Annotated in this window: 1 protein-coding gene; it reads left to right on the top strand. The window is 29.3% G+C overall.

The window, feature by feature from the left end; translation table 11 throughout:
* The first annotated feature begins 237 nt into the window (after positions 1 to 237).
* Complete coding sequence (locus FHL05_RS12360) at positions 238 to 576, top strand: transposase family protein (protein ID WP_153384729.1); 339 nt, start codon at positions 238 to 240, stop codon at positions 574 to 576.
* Positions 577 to 1,251 lie beyond the last annotated feature (675 nt).

Below are 1,251 nucleotides of genomic sequence, written 5' to 3'. Positions count from 1 at the left end.
AACTACAAAACTCCACGGGAACTATTCACTAGTTTCTGTGGAGTTTAGAAATGTACTTTTCTGGTACTGATATATTTCGTATTTATTTTTGGACAAGTGGCTAACTTGTTCTTGTAATTTTCGTAAAAATTATTTCAGTAAAAGATGTCAAAATAAAAAAAACGTAGAATTATAAAACGCATAAGAATTGTGAACGCCCAATTATTTTACACCTTACATAGATGTCCTCAAGGTGGAATGAACCTACTAGTTAAAAATAGTAAAAGAATTACTAATGCAAGACTGGCTAGTTTTAATGGTGTTGAATATCATTTAGTAATTAAGAAGCAACGATTTTTGTGTAGGAACTGTGGAGGCACCTACGGTGCCCACAGTGACTTATTGATCAAAAATCATACAATGACTAAACAAGTTAAACACAGAATCTTTTCCACGACTAAGATTATTGGTATTTCGACCAGTACTGTAGGCAAGATTTTGTATGGTAATACGAAGACTCTATATAAATGTGAACATTTACCTGAAAATATTTGTTTCGATGAATTCCGTTCAGTAAAAATCCTTTTACATTTATAGTTATTGATGCAGATATACACAACAGACTATTTAAGACAATAATTGAACACTTTATACATCAGTACAGCCTTTCAGAATGACAAGCCATTAAAACTGTATCTATTGATTTAAATGACAATTATCAATTAATCGTTCATCGTAAATGGATATGGAAGTATTGCCATTACAACATTATAGAAAAATATAGTTGCTTATTACCATATTCCAATGGTAATCTTGAGGGCATTTTTGGAAAATAAATAAATTCCTATAGATTTAGAAATTTTGACCATTTTATTAAGAGAATAAATTTTGATCTACACATAAAAAAGTACCCTCAATGAGGATACTTGATAAACTCAAATTATTAATTAATACGATTTGGACAAAGTACTAATAAATCACCTCTTAAGGGATTAATCTATCCTTTGAAGTAAAATTCAAATAGATATCAATTTCTTCATTTCCCGATTTTACAAAAATTTATACGATGTATCTTTATATAAATTTTAGCAAATCATATTAAATAATTATCAATCATAATTATTAAATTATTCAACTGGTTCCGAATCCTTAGTATATTTGAAAGTCAACGTTGCATCGCCTGATACTGAGTCAATCGTTTGGCTGCTTTCTCCATCTAAAGTATATCCATCTACTGTAATTGAATTGGCAGTATATTTCTCTCCTTTATTG

The organism is Companilactobacillus halodurans, from assembly GCF_009600995.1.
In the GTDB taxonomy this organism is placed as follows: Bacteria; Bacillota; Bacilli; order Lactobacillales; family Lactobacillaceae; genus Companilactobacillus; species Companilactobacillus halodurans.
This window is presented reverse-complemented; position numbering and strand designations above follow the sequence as displayed.